The following is a 14,660-nucleotide window of genomic DNA, read 5'->3' as shown; positions in this document are numbered from 1 at the left end:
TGCGCTAACGTACGGTTAAAACTGACATATGCAAATCCCGGTGCTCGCACTTCTCCTTGCGCACCGGCCAGCGGCATGCCGTCCGCTGACGCAGCATGCGAATTTGTTCAGGCGTCCGCACGGTGTCCGGAGCTTTTTCCTTGAACCTTTGGCACCCGGCCTCTATCTCCGGTCTACACCCCTCGCATTTTTCCCGGAGTCATCCTTGTCCATCTTCAAGAATCTGCCCGCTGCTCCCGTCGCTCCGAAAAAGCCGGTCACGGATACCCGCCATGGCATCAGCCGGACGGACGACTACGCCTGGCTGCGTGCCGACAACTGGCAGGCGATGTTCAAGGATCCGTCGATCCTCGATCCGGAAATCCGCAAGCACCTGGAAGCCGAGAACGCCTATATGAAGGCGGCGATGGCCGATACCGAGGCGCTGCAGAAGACGCTGTTTGCCGAGATGAAGGGCCGCATCAAGGAAGACGACAGTTCCGTGCCGATGAAGGACGGGCCGTTCGCCTATGGCACCTTCTTCGTCACCGGCGGCGAACAGCCGCGTTATTTCCGCATTCCCCGCGACGGTGGCGAGCGCACGGTGCTTCTCGACGGCGACAAGGAAGGCGCCGGCAAGGCCTATTTCCGGCTTGCCGGCATCGATCATACGAGCGACCACAGCCGCGGCCTCTGGGGCTATGACGACAAGGGCTCGGAATATTACACGCTGCGGGTGCGCGATCTTGCGACGGGCGAAGACCTCACGGACGTCATCGAAAACACCGGCGGCGGCGGCGCCTGGGCACCGGATGGCAAGAGCTTCTTCTACACCGTGCTCGACGACAACCATCGGCCTTCAAAAATCTTCCACCACATCATCGGCACGCCGCAGAGCGACGACCGGCTGGTCTACGAGGAGGAGGATCCGGGCTTTTTCATGGGAGTCGGCGGCTCGATGCTCGACGATTTCATCTACATCGACATCCACGACCATGAGACCAGCGAATATCTGCTGATCCCGACGAGCGACATCAATGCGAAGCCCCAAATGGTCTCAGTGCGCGAAACCGGGCTCGAATATTCGCTGACCGAAGGCGGCGATGTCTTTTACATCCTCACCAATGCTGACGGCGCCAAGGATTTCAAGATCATGCAGACGCCGGTTGACAAGCCTGGGCGGGAAAACTGGACCGACGTCGTGCCGCACACGCCGGGGCGGCTGATCATCAGCCACATGGCCTTTGCCCGCCATCTCGTCTGGCTGGAGCGGGAAAACGGCCTGCCGCAGATCAAAATCCGCGACCGCAGGAGCGGCGAGGAACACGCGATCGCCTTTGCCGAGGAAGCCTACTCGCTTGGTCTCTCCGGTGCCGGCGAATACGACACCGACGTCATCCGCTTCTCCTATTCGTCGATGACGACGCCGAGCCAGCTCTACGACTACAACATGGCGACGCGCGAGCGCAGGCTCTTGAAGACGCAGGAAGTGCCATCCGGCCACAATATCGACGACTACGTCACCCGCCGCGTCATGGCGCCGTCCTGGGATGGCGTCGAGGTTCCGGTAACCCTGCTCTACCGCAAGGATGTGGCCCTCGACGGCTCGGCCCCCTGCCTGCTCTACGGCTACGGCGCCTATGGCATCAGCATCCCGGCAGGCTTCAACACCAACTGCCTGTCGCTCGCCGACCGCGGCTTCGTCTATGCCATCGCCCATATCCGCGGCGGCAAGGACAAGGGCTTTCAGTGGTACGAAGACGGCAAGATGGAGAAGAAGACCAATACCTTCAAGGACTTCATCGCGGCGGCCGACTATCTGAATCAACAGAAGTTCACCTCCTACGCAAACATCGTCGCCGAGGGCGGATCGGCCGGGGGCATGCTGATGGGCGCGATCGCCAACATGGCGCCGGAGAAGTTCAAGGGCATCATCGCCGCCGTTCCCTTCGTCGATGTCTTGAACACCATGCTCGACGACACGCTGCCGCTCACCCCGCCGGAATGGCCGGAATGGGGCAACCCGATCGAGAGCAGGACGGCCTACGAGCGCATGGCAGCCTACAGCCCCTATGACAACGTTGCGGAAAAGCCCTACCCGGCCATCCTGGCGCTCGGTGGCCTCACCGACCCGCGCGTCACCTATTGGGAACCGGCCAAATGGGTGGCCAAGCTGCGCGAGAAGACCACCGGCTCCGAGCCGATCCTGATGAAGACCAACATGGACGCCGGCCACGGCGGCGCCTCGGGCCGCTTCCAGCGGCTGGAGGAGATCGCGTTTGAATATGCCTTTGCGATCAAGGTTGCGGGGAAGATGTAGGGGGCCGGCTGGCCGTCCGCGGACGGGAACTGCGTCCCACGCGCGGCAGGCCCATTAAGTCTCACTGCAGATCCGGGGGGACTCAGCACGCAAAATGGTGGTCGGCATCAGCGATGATGGCCGCTTCGCTGCACCGTCTTCGGTCGGATTATTTTCGACACACTTAATGAATTGAGCCGAGCGCTCCGGGGAGGGCTCGTGCTATAGTGTGGTTTTAGAACCATATGGGAAGCATGGGTCCGTGGGTGAGCCCCAGGTGGAACGCAGGCTGGCGGCTATTATGGCTGCCGACGTCATGGGCTTCAGCCGGCTGATGGGAGCCGATGAAGCCGGGACGGCGCGTGCGCTGCGCGTCCACCGGGAGGCTATGTCGCCGATCATCACGGAACACGGCGGTCGGATCGTAAAGACCATCGGCGACGGCGTGTTATTGGAGTTTCCGTCAGTCGTCGCCGCCGTCGCGTGCGCAGCCGCCATCCAGAGGTTGATGGCCGAGCGAAATGCCGTGGCACCCGCCGATCAGCGGATGCTCTTTCGTGTCGGCATCAATCTCGGCGACGTCCTGATCGAGGGCGACGACATCCTCGGCGACGGTGTCAATGTGGCGGCCCGGCTCGAGGAGATTTCCGAAGCCGGCGGAATCTGTATCTCTGAAGACGTGCACCGACAGATCGACGGCAAGGTCGATCTCAGCTTTGCCGATATGGGCTTGCAGCACCTCAAGAATATCGCGCGCCCGCTGCGAACCTACCGCGCGTACCTCGATCAGATCATGCCGTTGCGAGCGCCCGTGCTCGCGCTGCCGGACCGGCCATCGATCGCCGTACTGCCGTTTGGCAACATGAGCAGCGATCCGGCACAGGACTATTTCGGCGACGGCATTGTCGAAGAGATCATCATCGGCCTGTCGCGCATTCGTTGGCTCTTCGTCATCGCGCGCAATTCCAGCTTCACCTACAAGGGGCGTGCCGTCGACGTGAAGCACGTCGGGCGCGAATTGGGCGTGCGCTACGTGCTGGAGGGCAGCGTGCGCAGGGCGGCCAACCGGGTGCGTATCTCTGCCGAACTTGTCGAGGCCGCCACGGGCATGCACATTTGGGCGGATCGCTTTGAGGGGGGGATCGAAGACATTTTCGAGCTTCAGGACCATGTAACCGCAAACGTGGTCGGCGCCATCGGCCCCAAGCTCGAACAGGCCGAGATCGAGCGGGCCAAGCGCAAGCCCACCGAGAATCTCGACGCCTATGATTACTTCCTGCGCGGCATGGCAGCCCTGCATCGCTGGAGCCGCGAGGCCAACAACGAGGCTCTGCGGCTGTTTTACCGCGCCATCGAGCTCGACCCGGAATTTGCTGCGGCCTACGGCATGGCGGCCCGCTGCTATTCGCAGCGCAAGGCAAGTGGCTGGATGGTCGACCGCGCGCAAGAAACTGTCGAAACCGAGCGGCTGGCCCGCCGGGCCGCGGCTTTGGGCAAGGATGACGCGGTGGCGCTCTCCACCGCCGGCATCGCCTTTACCTATGTTCTCGGCGCACTCGACTATGGCGCTGATTTATTGGAGCGTGCTCTTGCACTCAATCCCAATTGGGCCTCAACATGGCTGTTCAGCGGCTGGGCCAGGATTTGGCTTGGCGAACCGGAGGTGGCACTCGATCATCTCGCTCGGGCCATTCGCCTGAACCCGCAGGACCCTCAGATATTCAATGCGCAAGCCGCAATGGCCGCCGCCCACTTCTTTGCTGGCCAGTATGGCGAGGCGTCGTCGTGGGCACGCGCGGCCATTCGCGAGCAGCCGGTGCACTTCATCGCAACCTGCGTCGCTGCAGCAAGCCATGCGCTGGCCGGACAGGCTGAGGAGGCAGCGGAGGCGATGACGCGATTGCGTCAGCTCGATCCCGACTTCCGCCTGTCGAACCTCGACGATTTCTTCCCGATCCGGCGACCGGACGATGCAGCGCGGTGGGCCGATGGCCTGCGAAACGCAGGCCTGCCACCGTGACCGCTCATGTCACGAGGCCGCTCGGGCCTGCTGCACCGGCTGGAACAGCAGTTTGACGAAGCTGCGGAACACGAGAATCTGACCCGGCAGGCTTTGTGGTTCCTTCAACGCCTTGGACAGCACGATGCCGCCTTCGATCACCGTCGAGACCATGTCGGCGAGCTGGTCCACGTCAAACTGCTCGCGCGGCGTGTAGACGGCGAAAATCTCATCGAACATGCCGCGGAAGCGGCGCCTCCAGGTCAAAGCCGCCTGGCGGTTGATCTCCTGAATTTCCCGATCGAAGAGCCGCTCGTAATAGCAGATGGTCGCAACCAGGCAGCCCGGATGGCCGTTCGGCAGGTCGGACAACAATTCCGACAAAAGCTTCAGCCCGAGCAGAAAGGATTGCAGCGGATCGTCCATCAGGTCGCGCGCACGGCTGAAGATCTCGTCGTAGATCCGCTCGTCGTTTTCGATGTAGCGGTTCAGCAGCGCCTTGGCGAGCTCGTTCTTGTCGCGGAAATGGTAGAAGAAACCGCTCTTGGTGATGCCGGTCTCGGCGATCAGTTCCTCGATCGACGTGCCGCCGAAGCCCTTCTGCAACACGGCCGCTTCCGCCACGTCGAGAATGCGGGTCCTCGTCTCCTCGCCCTTGCGCATCTCCCGCTCCTGTACCGTCGGTACGGTTTTGCTTGGACGACGAGGGAAACGATTTTTCGCCCAGTCGCCGCTCCGGTCCAAAACCATTTGATATTGCTGAATTTTTTATAATCTCTCGCCAGTATACCGCAAGTCCTCTATTTTCGCAGGAGATAAAACGGCAAGAATCCTCGCACCTGGCGACGCCTTTCGACGCTGCCGCGAACGACAAGGGAGGATGAAGACCGTGAGCAAATACCGACACGACCTGCCGCAGTTGAAGGGCGGCATGTATCTTACCGATGGCGGCATGGAGACCACGCTGATCTTTCACGAGGGCGCAGACCTGCCGCATTTCGCCTCCTTCGTGCTTTTGGCCGAGCCGGCGGGCCGCCGGCAGCTGAGGGACTATTACGTCCGCTATCTCGACATCGCCGGGAAAAACGGAACCGGCTTCGTGCTCGACACGGCAACCTGGCGGTCCAATCCGGACTGGGGCGCAAAGCTCGGCTATAGCGCGGAGGCGCTGAGGGCAGCCAACGAGGATGCGGTGGAACTGCTGAGCGAGCTTCGCGCCGATTATGAGCGGCCCGGCGCGCCGATCGTCATCAGCGGCGCCATCGGTCCGCGCGGCGACGGTTATAAAGCCGGCAACATGGATGCCGAGGAAGCCGAGGCCTATCACGCAACGCAGATCGAGACCTTCGCCGGCACCGACGCCGACATGGTGACCGCCTTCACGCTGACCAGCATTGACGAGGCGATCGGCATCGCGCGCGCTGCCAGGCGGATGAAGATGCCGTGCGTGATTTCCTTTACGGTGGAAACGGACGGCAATCTTGTCACCGGCCGGACGCTGAGGCAGGCGATCGAGGCGGTGGATGCGGCGACCGGCGCCTACCCGCTCTACTACATGATCAATTGCGCCCATCCGAGCCATTTCGACGATGTCGTCGCCGGCGACGGGGCGTGGCTGAAACGGATCGGCGGCATCCGCGCCAATGCCTCGAAGATGAGCCATCAGGAGCTCGACGAAAGCGAGACGCTGGATGCCGGCGATCCCGCCGACCTCGGCCGGCGCTACCGGCAACTCACGCGCCAGATGCCGCAACTCAGGGTCCTCGGCGGCTGCTGCGGCACCGACCATCGCCATGTGGCTGCCATCTGCGAAGCCTGCTTTGCAGACAATCGATTGAGCGCCTGACGCTGGATTTCCCCTCCGACACGGTCGACCGAAGGGCGTAATTGGCCAGGAGAGATATGCATCCCGTGACGGCGGCCGGCATTACCCCGACGTCACGAATACCATTTCAGGTTGATTTGCTTAATCATGACCAGAATCCTCATGATTGCAAGATCAGACAATCTTAACGAATTGCTTAATTCTTTACCCATTAGCGATGCGTAATGTTGGTCTTCATTGCCAGTCCAAATAGAGGGGGTAGCTATGCGGTGGCCATCGAAGACGTGCATCGATCATTTCCTCGACGACGAATCGGGTAATTTCGCCACTCTTACCGCCATCGCATTCGTTCCGGTCATCGGAACCGCCGCGATGGTGATTGACCTTGGAGCCGCCTACGTCGAAGCAACGAAACTGCAGGCGGCGCTCGACAGTGCCGCCCTTTCGGCAGTCCGATCCTTCGGTGAAGGTTCCAGCGAAGAAGAAGCGACCAAGGAAGCAAGCGCGGTCTTTTTCGGCAATTTCGCCGTTCCGCAAAACTCCGAGCCGCTGCCCGAGGAAGACGATCTGTCGAGTTTCAGCCTGTCACTCGCTCATGGCGCTCTCGAGGACACGGCAACGGCGGCCTACGGGTTCAATTACAAACCCATGTTTCTGGAGCGGCTTCCCTTTGAGATCAGCAAGCGCGCCATTGCCGCCCGGGTGCCGGGAACAGAGGCGTGCATTCTTGCCCTTCACTCGACAAAATACCGGGCCTTCGAAGTCAGCGGCAGCGCCAATATCGATATGAGCGGCTGTACCATCACCGCCAACTCCATCGATGGGCAGGCGATCTATGTCGGCGGCTCGGGCAGCCTGAAGGCCGAATGTCTGTTTTCTGCGGGCGGCATATCGATCGACCCCGCTGCCGTGCAACTGGCCTGTCCGGCTCCACACGAGAAATCGTCTCGGGTCCCGGATCCGTTCAAGTACAAAAAACTCCCGGCCACGGGCGCGTGGGTCGACCTTTCCGGTTGCGGTCAAAACTTCGTCGACGGCGGCGGCGGCAACGGGGATTGCAATGGCACCGGCAAGACCCCGAAAACAAACAACGCCGATTACGTCGTGACCTTGAAGCCAGGGACCTATGGGAGTCTCGAGCTCAAGGGCGCAATCAAGCTGGAGCCCGGCAACTATTTCATCGATGGCGGCTCCCTGCAGTTGACCAGCCAATCGGTGGTGACCGGTTCCGGCGTCACGTTTTTCCTGCTCGACGATGCCAAGCTCGTTATTCACGGCGGTGCGACGTTCCACATCACGCCATCGCTCTCAGGAACCTGGGCCGGGTTTTCCATCGTCGCGGAGCATGGCAACACGGAACCGGCCGTGATCAACGGCAACAGCGCATCCTCGCTGACCGGGATCGTCTACATGCCGGACACGCAGGAGATCCAGTATTCCGGAAACGGCGCCACGGGCGGAGAGTGCATTCGCCTGATCGCGCAGGAGATCACCCTTACCGGAAACAGCTATTTCAAGATGAACTGCGATCCGGAGCTGGCAAACATGAAAATCAACAATCCCGGCGCCGTTCGCCTGGTGCAATGACCAAGGCGCGATAATGCCGGCCCCTCGGCAGCGAGGGGCTGGCGCCGACGCAAAACGCCGGCATGATCCCATCGACCAGCGGCGCGCAACAAGGCCTTGCAATGCAGGCCCGCACGCACGATATCCGGCTGACCTTCAGCTTGCGAATGCGCTATCATTCGCAAGCCGATGACGGACACGGCTTCCGATGGAGATCAGGCGGCATGGACCATACCCAACCGAAATCGGAAAGAACGACTGCGGTTGCACCGATTCCGTTCGACAACAGTTATGCGCGGCTGCCGGCGCATTTTCTCGCGCGCGTCCATCCGACGCCGGTGGCGGAACCGTGGCTGATCAAGTTCAACCGGCCGCTGGCTGAAGAGCTCGGCCTTAATGCCGATGCGCTGGAGCGCGATGGCGCCCAGGTCTTTTCCGGCAACAGCGTTCCCGAAGGCGCCGAGCCGCTCGGCATGGCCTATGCCGGGCACCAGTTCGGCCAGTTCGTGCCGCTGCTCGGCGACGGCCGGGCGATCCTGCTTGGCGAAGTGATCGACAGGAACGGCGTGCGCCGTGACATCCAGCTGAAAGGCGCCGGCAAGACCCCCTACTCCCGCCGCGGTGACGGACGCGCCGCACTCGGGCCGGTGCTGCGGGAATATATCGTCAGCGAGGCGATGCATGCGCTCGGCATTCCCGCAACCCGGGCATTGGCGGCCGTGGTCACCGGCGAGCCGGTCTACCGCGAACGCGTGCTGCCCGGTGCCGTCTTCACCCGCGTCGCAGCCAGCCATATCCGCGTCGGCACCTTCCAGTTTCTTGCCGCGCGTGGCGATACCGAAGGTGTCAAGACGCTGGCGGACTATGTGATCGACCGGCACTACCCGCAGATCAAGGGACAGGAGCGCCCCTATCTGGCGCTGCTTGAGACGGTCGCGGAGCGCCAGGCGGCGCTGATTGCGCGCTGGCTTGGCGTCGGCTTCATCCATGGCGTGATGAACACCGACAATTGCGCCATCTCCGGCGAGACGATCGACTTCGGCCCTTGCGCCTTTCTCGACGCCTATGATCCGGCCAAGGTGTTCTCCTCGATCGACCAGGGCGGGCGCTATGCCTATGCCAGCCAGCCGGCGATCGGCCAGTGGAACCTGGCGCGGCTGGCCGAAACGCTGCTGCCGCTCCTCGACCCGGAACCATCCGAGGCGGTCAATCTCGCCAACGACGTGATCGCCGGCTATGGTCCGCGCTTCCAGACCCATTGGCTCGCCGGCATGAAAGCCAAGATCGGCCTGATCGGCGAAGAAGACGGCGACCTCGATCTTGTCCAGGGCCTCCTGAGGCAGATGAAGGAAGGACAGGCGGATTTCACCCTGACCTTCCGGCGGCTTGCCGACGTGGCCGAGAGCGACACGGCAGAGCACGCCTTTGCTGCCACCTTCTCCGACCCGACGGCACTCGGCCCTTGGCTTGCCGAATGGCGCGCCCGGCTGTCGCGCGAGGCACAAGCGACGCCGCGCGAACGGGCGCAGGCGATGCGGCTGGTCAACCCGGCCTACATTCCGCGCAACCACCGCATCGAGCAGGCCATCCGCGCGGCCGAGGACGATGGCGACTTCTCGCTGTTCGAGGCGCTGCTTTCGGTGCTTGCGAAACCCTATGAGGAGCAGCCCGGCTTTTCGGCCTACGCCGCGCCGCCGGCCCCCGCCGAGGAAGTGTTCCGCACGTTCTGCGGCACGTGATGACGAGCAGTCGGCGCTTCGCCGGCGGCTCGCCTTCAGCGCCTATTCCCAGGCCGTGCCTCCGGTTGCCGCGCAGCCATAAGGCGGCAGCCGAGCGCTGAAATTCGCCTTCAACCGGGCGCAGCCCCATTTGCGCAGCGGCTCCGGCATGCGGCTGTTCAGCTCGATGCCCACCTCGTCCAGCGGATCGCTGGTGTTGGTGACATAGATCCACCAGCGCCCACCGATGACGGCGACGCCGGCAACAACCGCAACCAGGAGAACAAACAGCAATCTCTTCATATCAGCCTCGTTGTAAATCACGACGCGGATGATCTACTGCATTGCCTGGAAAAGCGGAATCGATTTGCGACGTTATGCAGGTTTTTGAAAGTGCTACAGCGTCCTTTGCCCGTTCGGCGCCGGGCTATTTCGGATCGCGGCCAAAATCCCTTCGCAATTCGCCCTTGGCATCCTCGAGAACCTTCCTTTGCTTGCGGGGCAGGTTCCTGCCGGCGCGGTTGATGTAGAAATTCAGCATCGACATGGCAGATCGAAACGGGTTCGATTTGCGCCGGTCGCTCGTCTCGGCCGAATGTTTCAGCGATCGCGCGATTTCCTCGGGGTCATGGGAGCGGAACACATCCTTTTCCAGGTCCATGGCATTGCTGGTCTCGGTCACGTGCCGCGACCATTTCTTGTGCTTCTTTTTCGGCATTGTCGGCTCCATCGATCGTTTCGAGGAAAAACCCGCAAGCGCGCTGCCTTGTTCCGTCGGTGCAGGCGGTGCGGAAACCCTGCCCTCATCCGGCCTGTCGGCCACCTTCTCTCCGTGAACGGGGAGAATGGAGAAGCGGCGGCCTCCCTCGTCCCCTCCCCGTTTGCGGGCGTAGCGAGGCGAGCGTCATCCCCGTCAACACTGCATCTGCATCTCCTAAGCGCCTATGGCCGCTGCCTTATTCCGCAGTCTTCGCGAAGGCTGCCATTGAAAGGCAGGGGCTTCGCGATATGTCCGGTGACGGCACGCGGCGATTGAACCTCGACACGACGCAACACGGCGCGGCATCCGGAACGGGAGACGATTCATGTTGATCACTTTGACGGCCCTCGTCTTCGCATTGATCGGGCTGGCGCTCGGCGCAGGCGGGCTCTGGCTCGCCGTGCTTGGCGGCAGCTGGTATTACGTGATTGCCGGCCTCGGCTTTCTGCTGACCGCCTTTCTCCTGTTCAGGCGGCGCAGCGCGGCGCTCATCGTCTATGCCCTGCTCATTCTCGGCACGCTTGGCTGGGCGATCTGGGAAGTCGGTTTCGACTGGTGGCAACTCGGCCCGCGCGGCGGCGTGATCATCCTCCTCGGCCTCTGGCTCCTCTTGCCGGCCATCCGTCGCCGCCTCGGGTTTGCAAGCCCGTCAGGAGAGGTCTATGCGGCCGGCGCCCTGCCGCTTGCCGCCGCCTTCATCGCCGCGATCGCCGTTGCCGGCTATTCGATGACGCAGGACCCGCTTGACCTTGCAGGCGAATTGCCTGTCGCCGCTGCTGCGGCCACGCCCGATCTCGGCGGCAATGTTCCGGAGGGGGACTGGCATCAATATGGCCGCACCTCCTATGGCCAGCGCTATTCGCCGCTTGGGCAGATCACGCCGGACAACGTCGGTACGCTGGAAGTCGCCTGGCAATACCAGACCGGCGACGTGAAGCTGCCCGACGATGTCGGCGAGACGACCTATCAGGTGACGCCGCTGAAGGTGCGAGACACGCTCTATCTCTGCACGCCGCACAACTGGGCGATCGCGCTCGATGCGGCGAGCGGAAAGGAGAAATGGAAATTCGATTCCAACTCCGGCATGAACCCGGACCGGCAGCACCAGACCTGCCGCGGCGTCAGCTATCATGCCGATCCAGCCGCAACCGCCGGCAGCCCCTGCGCCGAGCGCGTCTACCTGCCGACCTCGGATGCGCGCCTGATCGCGCTCGACGCCGCGAACGGCCTGGTCTGCAAGGACTTTGCCGACCAGGGCGTGCTGCATCTCGAAGAGGGAATGAAATACAATCCGGCCGGCTACTACTATTCCACCTCGCCGCCGGTGATCGTGGCCGGCAAGATCATCATCGGCGGTGCAGTCAACGACAACTATTCGACCGAGGAGCAGTCCGGGGTCATCCGCGCCTTCGACGTCGACAGCGGCGCGCTGGTCTGGAACTGGGATTCGGGCAATCCGGACGTGACAACGCCGCTGCCGCAAGGCCAGACCTACACCACCAATTCGCCCAACAGCTGGTCCGTCTTCAGCTATGACGAAAAGCTCGGTCTCGTCTACCTGCCGATGGGCAATCAGGTGCCAGACCAGCTCGGCATGGGCCGCTCGGAGCATGTCGAGAAATACGCCTCCTCCATCGTGGCGCTCGACATCAACACCGGCGCGGTGCGCTGGGTGCGCCAGACCGTGCATCACGACCTGTGGGACATGGACGTGCCGGCCCAGCCGGTGCTGATCGACATCACCGGCAAGGACGACCAGCCGGTGCCGGCACTCGTCGGACCGACCAAGCAGGGCGACCTCTACGTGCTCGACCGGCGGACCGGCGAGCCGATCATCCCGATCAAGGAAATCCCCGCCCCGACCGGCGCCATCCCGGAGGATTTCACAGCGCCGACGCAGCCGATCTCCGACCTTTCCTTCTCGCCGCCGCCGCTGACGGGCAAGGACATGTGGGGCGTGACGATGTTCGACCAGCTCGCCTGCCGGATCAACCTGCAGCGGCTGAAATATGCAGGGCGATACACGCCGCCGTCGCTCGAGGGCACGCTCGTCTATCCCGGCAATTTCGGCGTCTTCAACTGGGGCGCGGTGGCGGTCGATCCGGAGCGCCAGGTGATGTTCGGCATGCCGACCTATCTCGCCTTTACCTCAAGGCTCGTTCCGCGCGAACAGATCCCGCCAAAGGAGCAGTCGCAGAAGGGATCGGAACAGGGGCTGAACCGCAATGACGGTGCGCCCTATGGCGTCTTCATGGGTCCCTTCCTCGGGCCGCTGAAGATCCCGTGCCAGGCACCGCCCTGGGGCTATGTCGCCGGCGTCGACCTGAAGACAGGCGAGATCGCCTACAAGCACCGCAACGGCACCGTCCATGACATGACGCCGCTGCCCCTGCCCTTCAAGGTCGGCGTGCCGGGCATCGGCGGGCCGATGATCACCAAGGGTGGCCTGGCCTTCCTCGGTGCCGCCGTCGACAACTATCTGCGCGCCTATGACCTGACGACCGGCAGGGTGCTCTGGGAGGGACGCCTTCCGGCTGGCGGCCAGTCGACGCCGATGAGCTATGCCACCGCCGACGGCACGCAGTACATCCTGATGGTCGCCGGCGGCCACGGCTCGGTCGGCACGACGCCCGGCGACTATGTGATCGCCTACAGGCTGCCGAAGGAATAGCTGCCGCTTGAGTTCACGAGACGAGTGCGGGAAACCTCCCCTGCCCGTCACGCCATCCCGGCGATCAACTTGCCGACCTCGGCAAAGATCGGCTCGAGTTCCTTCACCGGCTTTGGCGCTTCGGCGATGTAGACGGAAGCCAGGATCGTCTGGCCCTTGGGCGGGCGCATGAAGCCGACATCGCCCGCTTCCCCATGGCCGCTTGTGCCGGTCTTCTCGCCGATCGTCCAGTTGGTGGGAAGCCCTGCCCTCAGCCGCCGGTCGCCCGTCCTGTTGGCGACGAGCCAGGCGGCGAACTGGTCGCGGGAGGACGGCGACAGCACGTCTTCGAGCAGCAGTTTTCCAAGGGTGCGCATCATCGCCGCCGGTGTCGTCGTATCGCGCGGATCGCCCGGCTTCGCCTCGTTGAGGGCGGGCTCGGTACGGTCGAGCCGCGTCGTCTCGTCGCCGATCGAGCGCAGCCAGGCCGTCAGCCCGTCCGGCCCGCCGAAACTCGCCAGAATAAGGTTGGCGGCGGCATTGTCGCTGTAGGTGACGGCGGCGTCGCAGAGTTCACCGACCGTCATGCCGTCGCCGACGTGCTTTTCGGCGACCGGCGAATGGGCGTGGAGATCCGCCTTCGAAACGACAATGCGCCGGCCGAGCGTCTCCTGCCCCTTGTCGACACGCGCCAGCACGAAAGCGGCGGCCAGTGCCTTGAAGGTCGAGCACATGGCGAAGCGCTCGTCCTGGCGATGGCCGAAGGAGACGTTGCTCTTGGTATCGAGGACGGAAACCCCAAGGCGGCCGCCGGTGCGCTTTTCCAGGCTAGCAAGCTGTCGATTGATGTCGTTCTCGGCGGAAAAGGCGGGACCGGCACCGAGGCCGGCGATGGGCAGAAGCAGGCTGGAGCCGATGATGAAGGAGCGGCGACGGAGCGTGAACGACATGCGATGGGTTCTCCCGTAATGAATCTGGAAGCGACGGCAAGCCATTGATAAGAATGACGAATATTAGACACTTCTCAACGGACCGGCGCTGTCGCTGATGATGATCGGTAGGCAGCGAATGTGGCTGCTCTTTGCTGGAAAGATGGCGTCCCGCAATCTTGTTTCGACCACAAAAATTAACGGTGGCACGATTTCCGGTTGACAAAATTCCCGAAAAGGCGAAATTGCCCGCCATGATCAGAACCGCAAACATCGCCCGCTGGTATTTTACGCTGCTCCCATAGGTGCGGCTGACTGATCTCGTTCAACAAGCCGCCATCAGGCGGCTTTTGTTTTTGGACGGCACCTGATGGCGGAAAGCCATTCAGGAGCCTCGACATGCTGCAGACCGCCATTCCGACACATCATGCCCATCCGGCCACCCGCGCGCCGATGGTGACCATCCGCGCCGCCAAGAGCCGCGACCTGGCCGAGCTTGCCGAAATGATCGCCGAGCTTGCCGCCCATCACGGCGATACGGCTGCCGTGACCCCGGAGCATCTGGAACGCGACCTGTTCGGCCGCATGCCGTGGATCACCGCGCTGGTTGCCGAAGCCGGCGGCGAACTGATCGGCTATACCATTCTCGTGCCGCTCTACCGCGCCCAGCAGGGAGCCCGCGGCATGGAACTGCACCAGCTCTACGTCCGCCCGGCCCATCGCGGCACCGGCATCGGCCGCCATCTCGTCGGAAAGGCCCGCGAACAGGCCCGCATGGCCGGCGCGACCTACCTCTCCGTCAGCGCCGCCACCGGCAATTTCCAGGCACACCGCTTCTACGAATCGGAAAACTTCACGCCGGGCCCGGTGACCGGAATGCGCTATCTGCAGGCGCTGGCGTGAGACGGCGCGCACTAGCAGGCATTCTCGGCGCA

At 63.0% G+C, this 14,660-nt stretch carries 11 protein-coding genes; 7 read left to right on the top strand and 4 right to left on the bottom strand.

Annotated elements, in window-relative coordinates:
• Positions 1–205 precede the first annotated feature (205 nt).
• Together A3AY_RS0130830 and A3AY_RS0130825 are read left to right on the top strand one after the other, a co-directional pair.
• Positions 206–2,299, top strand: coding sequence for a S9 family peptidase (locus tag A3AY_RS0130830; protein WP_018329525.1), 2,094 nt, complete (start codon positions 206–208; stop codon positions 2,297–2,299).
• Between the two features lie 280 nt (positions 2,300–2,579).
• Positions 2,580–4,298, top strand: a complete 1,719-nt coding sequence (locus A3AY_RS0130825; RefSeq protein WP_018329524.1) for an adenylate/guanylate cyclase domain-containing protein — start codon at positions 2,580–2,582, stop codon at positions 4,296–4,298.
• A gap of 9 nt (positions 4,299–4,307) precedes the next feature.
• Here A3AY_RS0130825 and A3AY_RS0130820 read toward each other — a convergent pair whose 3' ends face one another.
• Complete coding sequence (locus tag A3AY_RS0130820; protein WP_018329523.1) at positions 4,308–4,940, bottom strand: TetR/AcrR family transcriptional regulator; 633 nt, start codon at positions 4,938–4,940, stop codon at positions 4,308–4,310.
• Between the two features lie 226 nt (positions 4,941–5,166).
• On the opposite strand from A3AY_RS0130820, the gene A3AY_RS0130815 reads away from it, so the two are divergent.
• The 3 genes from A3AY_RS0130815 to A3AY_RS0130805 all read left to right on the top strand — a co-directional run bounded on the left by A3AY_RS0130815 (position 5,167) and on the right by A3AY_RS0130805 (position 9,407).
• A complete protein-coding gene (locus A3AY_RS0130815; RefSeq protein WP_026204004.1) occupies positions 5,167–6,123 on the top strand; it encodes a homocysteine S-methyltransferase family protein in 957 nt (318 codons plus the stop codon).
• A 243-nt stretch (positions 6,124–6,366) separates the two neighbouring features.
• Entirely contained in the window at positions 6,367–7,689 is a 1,323-nt protein-coding gene (locus A3AY_RS0130810) for a pilus assembly protein TadG-related protein (protein ID WP_018329521.1), read from the top strand.
• 203 nt (positions 7,690–7,892) lie between these two features.
• Positions 7,893–9,407 (top strand): protein adenylyltransferase SelO, encoded by a 1,515-nt coding sequence (locus A3AY_RS0130805; RefSeq protein WP_051108450.1) that lies wholly within the window; start codon positions 7,893–7,895, stop codon positions 9,405–9,407.
• 42 nt (positions 9,408–9,449) lie between these two features.
• Here A3AY_RS0130805 and A3AY_RS0130800 read toward each other — a convergent pair whose 3' ends face one another.
• Both A3AY_RS0130800 and A3AY_RS0130795 read right to left on the bottom strand, forming a co-directional pair.
• Positions 9,450–9,689: a hypothetical protein gene (locus A3AY_RS0130800; RefSeq protein ID WP_026204002.1), complete on the bottom strand. Its 240-nt coding sequence runs from the start codon at positions 9,687–9,689 to the stop codon at positions 9,450–9,452.
• A 124-nt stretch (positions 9,690–9,813) separates the two neighbouring features.
• Positions 9,814–10,104: a DUF3175 domain-containing protein gene (locus A3AY_RS0130795; RefSeq protein ID WP_026204001.1), complete on the bottom strand. Its 291-nt coding sequence runs from the start codon at positions 10,102–10,104 to the stop codon at positions 9,814–9,816.
• A 367-nt stretch (positions 10,105–10,471) separates the two neighbouring features.
• Here A3AY_RS0130795 and A3AY_RS0130790 point away from each other — a divergent pair, with 367 nt between their 5' ends.
• A complete protein-coding gene (locus A3AY_RS0130790; RefSeq protein WP_018329517.1) occupies positions 10,472–12,817 on the top strand; it encodes a glucose/quinate/shikimate family membrane-bound PQQ-dependent dehydrogenase in 2,346 nt (781 codons plus the stop codon).
• 47 nt (positions 12,818–12,864) lie between these two features.
• Here the strand turns inward: A3AY_RS0130790 and bla are convergent, their stop codons facing one another.
• Entirely contained in the window at positions 12,865–13,746 is an 882-nt protein-coding gene (bla, locus tag A3AY_RS0130785; RefSeq protein ID WP_018329516.1) for a class A beta-lactamase, read from the bottom strand.
• Between the two features lie 378 nt (positions 13,747–14,124).
• Between bla and A3AY_RS0130780 the strand changes: the two genes are divergently transcribed.
• Complete coding sequence (locus A3AY_RS0130780) at positions 14,125–14,628, top strand: GNAT family N-acetyltransferase (protein ID WP_018329515.1); 504 nt, start codon at positions 14,125–14,127, stop codon at positions 14,626–14,628.
• Positions 14,629–14,660 lie beyond the last annotated feature (32 nt).

The organism is Rhizobium giardinii bv. giardinii H152, from assembly GCF_000379605.1.
Lineage (GTDB): Bacteria > Pseudomonadota > Alphaproteobacteria > Rhizobiales > Rhizobiaceae > Pararhizobium > Pararhizobium giardinii.
Note: the sequence above shows the minus strand (reverse complement) of the source record. Positions and strands in the feature narration are given on the sequence as shown.

Bases quoted from the DNA above. Each gene is read 5' to 3' on its own strand.
- A3AY_RS0130795 (WP_026204001.1), bottom strand. From the start codon at position 10,104: ATGCCGAAAAAGAAGCACAAGAAATGGTCGCGGCACGTGACCGAGACC.
- A3AY_RS0130810 (WP_018329521.1), top strand. From the start codon at position 6,367: ATGCGGTGGCCATCGAAGACGTGCATCGATCATTTCCTCGACGACGAA.
- A3AY_RS0130805 (WP_051108450.1), top strand. From the start codon at position 7,893: ATGGACCATACCCAACCGAAATCGGAAAGAACGACTGCGGTTGCACCG.
- A3AY_RS0130825 (WP_018329524.1), top strand. From the start codon at position 2,580: ATGGCTGCCGACGTCATGGGCTTCAGCCGGCTGATGGGAGCCGATGAA.
- A3AY_RS0130820 (WP_018329523.1), bottom strand. From the start codon at position 4,940: ATGCGCAAGGGCGAGGAGACGAGGACCCGCATTCTCGACGTGGCGGAA.
- A3AY_RS0130780 (WP_018329515.1), top strand. From the start codon at position 14,125: ATGCTGCAGACCGCCATTCCGACACATCATGCCCATCCGGCCACCCGC.
- A3AY_RS0130790 (WP_018329517.1), top strand. From the start codon at position 10,472: ATGTTGATCACTTTGACGGCCCTCGTCTTCGCATTGATCGGGCTGGCG.
- bla (WP_018329516.1), bottom strand. From the start codon at position 13,746: ATGTCGTTCACGCTCCGTCGCCGCTCCTTCATCATCGGCTCCAGCCTG.
- A3AY_RS0130800 (WP_026204002.1), bottom strand. From the start codon at position 9,689: ATGAAGAGATTGCTGTTTGTTCTCCTGGTTGCGGTTGTTGCCGGCGTC.